At 75.9% G+C, this 4,903-nt stretch carries 2 protein-coding genes and 1 pseudogene; all 3 read right to left on the reverse strand.

The annotated features are described in order from the left end of the window. Nucleotides 1-27: 27 nt before the first annotated feature. Nucleotides 28-1,427, reverse strand: a 1,400-nt coding sequence (locus DT057_RS36575; protein WP_244937351.1) for a hybrid sensor histidine kinase/response regulator, incomplete at its 5' end; no start/stop codon positions are given. 1 nt (nt 1,428) lies between these two features. After that, nucleotides 1,429-3,036, reverse strand: a pseudogene (locus DT057_RS36580) (PAS domain-containing protein); the annotation flags it as partial. 889 nt (nt 3,037-3,925) lie between these two features. Beyond that, the gene (locus DT057_RS05570; RefSeq protein ID WP_203236195.1) at nt 3,926-4,570 is read right to left on the reverse strand and encodes a hypothetical protein; all 645 of its coding nucleotides are present in this window, start codon (nt 4,568-4,570) and stop codon (nt 3,926-3,928) included. Nucleotides 4,571-4,903 lie beyond the last annotated feature (333 nt).

Genomic DNA, 4,903 nt, shown 5'->3' on the forward strand with positions numbered 1-4,903 from the left:
CGCCCCGCGCCGCGCGCGGCACGAGCGTCACGGCGCGCCGTCCGCCGGCACGGGCTCCGCGCCGGCCGCGGCCCGGTTCTCGGCCCCGGTGGGCGCCGTCAGGGTGCGCAGCGTGGCGGCGAGGTCCGACAGGCTGAGCTGGCCCTTCTGGAGGACCCGGTCGGCCTGGCCCGCGAGGCGCCGGCGGTCCTCGGCGGTGACGTCCTTGGCGGTCAGCACCACCACCGGGATGTCGCGCCATTCCGGCCGGGCCCGGAGCGCCCGCAGGAAGCCGAAGCCGTCCATCTCGGGCATCATCAGGTCGAGCAGGATCAGCCCGGGCTTGCGGGCGGCCACGGCCTCGAGGCCCGCCCGGCCGTGCTCGGCGCAGGCCACGCGCCACCCCTCCCGCTGCAGGAGCGTCGCCATGCGCTCGCGCACGTCGGGGTCGTCGTCGACGACGAGGACCGGCCCCTCGTGGATCGCCGGCCGGAAGCGCTCCATCGCCTCCTTGAGGTGGCCCCACTCGACGGGCTTGTGCAGGTAGTCCGTCGCCCCGAGCGAGAAGGCGAGGTTCTGCTCGTCGAGCACCGTCACCATGATCACCGGCGTCGCCCCGAGCTCCGGGTCCGCCCGGAGCGCCCGCAGGACCGACCAGCCGTCCATGCGCGGCATGGTGACGTCGAGGAGGATCACGCGCGGGCGCAGCGCGCGCGCCTGCTCCAGGCCCTCGCGGCCGTCCGCCGCGGTCGCGACCTGGAAGCCCTCCTTCTGGAGGAAGCGCGCGAGGAGGTCGCGGGTCGCCGGGTCGTCGTCCACGACGAGCACCTGGGAGGCCGAGGCGGGGCCGCCCTCGGGCGCGGGGCGCGGGGCCTCGGCGGCCTCGGGGGCGGTGTCGGAGGCGCTCGCGTCGTAGCGGGCCGGGAGCGCCAGGGTGAAGGTGGTCCCCTGCCCCTCCCGGCTCGCGACCGTGATCTCGCCGCCGAGCATGCGCGCGAAGGCCCGCGTGATGGCGAGCCCGAGGCCGGTGCCCCCGAAGCGCCGCGTCGTCGAGGCGTCGGCCTGGGTGAAGCGCTGGAACAGCCGGGCCTGCTGCTCGGCGCTCATGCCGATGCCGGTGTCGCTCACCCGGAAGACGAGCCAGCCGGCGCCGTCCCGCGCCTCGCGGCCGGCCGCGAGGGTGATGCGCCCGCCCTCGGTGAACTTCGCGGCGTTGCTCAGGAGGTTGATCAGGCACTGCCGCAGCTTCGTCACGTCCGAGTGCGCGCTGCCGAGATCCTCCGCGATCTCGAGCACCAGGGTGTTGCCGTTCTTGGTGACCAGCGACTCGACGGTCGCGGCGATGTCCCGCACGATGTCGGCCACCGCGAAGCTCTCGGCGTAGATCTCGATGCGCTCGGCCTCGATCTTCGAGAGGTCGAGCACGTCGTTGATGAGCCCGAGCAGGTNCGCGTTCGACTCGATCTTGCGCATGTCGGAGAGCAGGCCCTCCTCGCCGAGGTCCTCCATCTCCTCCTGGAGCATCTCCGAGTACCCGATCACCGCCGAGAGCGGCGTCCTCAGCTCGTGGCTCATGTTGGCGAGGAACTGGCTCTTGGCGCGGTTCGCCTCCTCGGCCGCCACCTTGGCGGCCTCGAGCTCGCGCTCGGCCTCCTTGCGGGCCGTGATGTCGGTGTGGGCGCCGACCCACTCGCGCACGCGCCCGTCGCCCTCGAGGATCGGCACGGCGCGCACCTCCATGTGGCGCCAGGCACCGTCGTGGCGGCGCAGGCGGTGCTCGGTCTCGTAGTGCGTCCGCGTCGCCACGGACCGGCGCCAGGCTTCCTCGGTCGCGGCGCGCTCCTCGGGGTGGACCGCCTCCAGGAAGCCGGAGCCGGCGGCCTCTGCCGGGGTCTGGCCGGTGAAGCGCGTCCACTCGGAGGCGGCCTCCGCGAACCCGCCCTCCGGGGGCGTCGTCCAGACGATGGCGGAGGTTGCCTCGGTGAGCGAGCGGAAGCGCTCCTCGCTCTCGCTCTTGCGCGTCTCGAAGAGCTTGCGGAGCGTGACGTCCGACATGACGAGGCCGACGCCCTCCGCCCGCGCCTGCACGTCGCCGCTGTCCCGGCGCAGGGGGAAGAACGCCATCTGGAAGTGGCGGGTGCCGCCGGGGGCGCTCGCGGTGGGCACGCCCACCTCGACGTTCGCCGTGACGAGCCCCTCGTCGCGCGCCGCCGCGAGCATCGGGGCGAGCTGCTCCTCGAGGGAGGGCAGCAGCGCCCAGATCGGGTCCCCGACGCCCGCCCCGAGGCCGCGCTCGCTCATGCTGCCGAGCGCCCGGTTCATGTGGCGGATCATCAGGTCGCGGTCGAGGAAGCCGAGGCCCACCGGGGCGTTCTCCAGGACCCCGTCGAGGAGCGCGGCCATGCGCAGGTTCTCCCGGCGCCGCACGAGGGCGAGGCGGGCGAAGAGCCCGAGGGCCGCCGCGGCCGACGCGAGGCAGAGGAGCGACAGGAGCGGCGAGCGCCAGCGCTCCGCCCGGGCCACGCGGGCGAGGTCGGCCGTCGCGCGCTCCTGGACCTGCTGCGTCAGGGCGCGGATCGCGTCCATGTTGCGCTTGCCCTCGCCGGTGAGCACGAGGGCGGTCGCGGCGTCAAGCCCCTCCTGGCGGCGCGCCGCGACGACGCGGGCGGCGAAATCCCTCTGGGCGTCGACGAGGGACCGGCGCCGCGCCGGGAGCGCCGGGGCGGTCTCGAGCCCGTCGAGCGCCGCGAGCTCCGGGTCGATCCGCCCCAGGGCCGCCCGGTAGGGGTCGAGGTACTCGTCCCGCCCCGTCAGGGCGTAGCCGCGCAGGCCGGTCTCCAGGTCCTTCAGCGTCGAGAGCACGCGCTCGCTGTAGGTGATGAGGCCGTTCTGCCGCAGCGTCTCCGCCCGGCTCTGCACGCCCGCGACGTAGTTCCAGCCTCCGCTCGCGAGGGCGACCGCGGTGAGGAGCAGGGCGACCGGGGAGCTCGGGATCCGGTTCCGGAGCCGGGGCGCGCGCAGGCGCCAGCGGTTCGGCGGTGTCGCGGTGGGGTTCATGTCACTGGCCTGCCGTTCGCCTCGGGAGGGGCGGCGCTCCCGGCGCGCGATGCGCGTCCCGCGGGCCGCCCCAGGCTCGTCTTCCTGTCGCCGGCCCGTCCTTGGGCGCCGCCCGGCCGCTCCCCGCCGGCAAAGGGCGCCGGGCCGGGTGGCGCCGGACCCAAGTGGCACCGGGCCGTCCGGATGGGGAGCGCCCTCACGCCGGCGGACCGGGAGCCCGACGCGCGGGAGTCGGCCGGGTGGATGGACGGCCGGGTGGATGTCCGGAGCCGCGCCGCGGCGTCCGCCACGCGCGCCGGAGCCACCGGAGGCGCCGCCCGTCGGGGAGCCCGTCGCCGTCCCGTTCCCTGCGCTGCCGGATGGGCTTCGCCCCGCCGCTCACCGCCGGCGCCGCGTCCCGGCCGCAGGCCAGGGCGCGCTCCGCCATCGCGGTTCCCCATTTCTCACCTCGCGGCGGGTTCTAGCAGGAAGGCAGGCGCCTGCCCATCGGTTCCCCGGGGATGCTGCGCCGCCCGCCGCTCCGGCGGGCCCGGCCGCGCCGGGACCGGGCGCGCCGTCGGCCTCGCGGCGGCGCGGGATCCAAATCAACCCGGTGCCGTTGCCCCTCGCGATGAGCGAGTCCGTCGCGCGGTCGACGTGGAGGCACGCTGTGCGGTTTTGCGAGAAACTGACGATCCCGGGATCCGAAGCGGTCTCCGAGGCGAGTTCGACCCTCTCACCGGTGGCTCCCCCGGCGGGCCGGCCCGGCGGACGCGCCAAGGCCGGATCGGTTACCGACCTGCGCAGCCCGGGCGGCGCGGCGGCCGCCGTCGCGACCTGGCTCAAGTCCCGGGGGCCGTTGCTGCCGTGACGCGGCGGGGGGCGCCCGCGAGGAGCGCGGGCCCGCGCCTCAGACCTGCGCCGTCGCGGCCTTCGGCTTTCCCCGCGCGCCGCGGCGCTGGACGGGGGTGGCGAGCGCCGCCTCGACGGGCATGCTGGCGAGGCGCAGGTACAGCCCGGCCCGCGTCAGGCCGAGGCGCCGCGCCCACTCTGCGACGGTCAGGGTCTCGCCCTGGAAGGTGAGGGTCTTCGGTGCCGGCCCGGCGCCCTCGTGGCGGCCCCGCGGAAGCGGGCGGCGGGACGCGGCCGGGGGGCGATCGGGGGCGCTGCGCAGGGGCGTGGTGAGGGTGGCCTCCGCGGTCCAGCCGAGACGGAGGCGGTAGCGCAGCGTGCTCGAGGCGATGCCCGAGCACTCCGCCCACTCGTTGATGGTGAGCGCCCGGCCGGCGTGCTGAAGCACGCGGTGAAGGTTGAAGGTCGGCTTGCCCGCGTCGTGGTCCGCGACGCACTTGAGGGCGGCGATCCGCACGCAATCCGGCTCGAGGTCGGCGAGGGCGCAGACTTCCCGGAAGTCGCGGGTCGCGTGCCGGAACCAGGCCCGGGCGAGCTCGCGCTCGTCGGCGAGCTCCCGGTTCGTCGAGACCGCGTCGGCGAGCGCCTGGTGGATGACCTCTCGCCACAAGGTGCGCCGGCTGTCCTGCGTATCGATCATCATCGCACCTGCACGAGAATGGAACGACGTCGTGTCCGACCTGAGCGGGGCGCCGTCGCCCCGGACGGCGGCGGGCTCGATCCCGCGGCCTTCGAGGCGCGGCGCCGGACGGCGGCCCGGCCCCCGACGGGACCCCGTCGGCTGCGGCGGCCGGTGGGAGGCCGGCGGCGCGGCTCCGGGTCTCCCGGAGGCGCGCGACCGGCGTGCCGGGCGCTCGCGTTCCGGGAGGCTCCGGCCCGGCCCGGACGGGCCGGCGATCCCGGCGGCGGCATCGCGTCCGCCGGGATCGCGTGGCACCTTACCCCGCGATGTTCTTGTGGATGTGCCACTTGTGCT

It is taken from the genome of Methylobacterium crusticola (assembly GCF_003574465.1).
GTDB classification, from domain to species: domain Bacteria; phylum Pseudomonadota; class Alphaproteobacteria; order Rhizobiales; family Beijerinckiaceae; genus Methylobacterium; species Methylobacterium crusticola.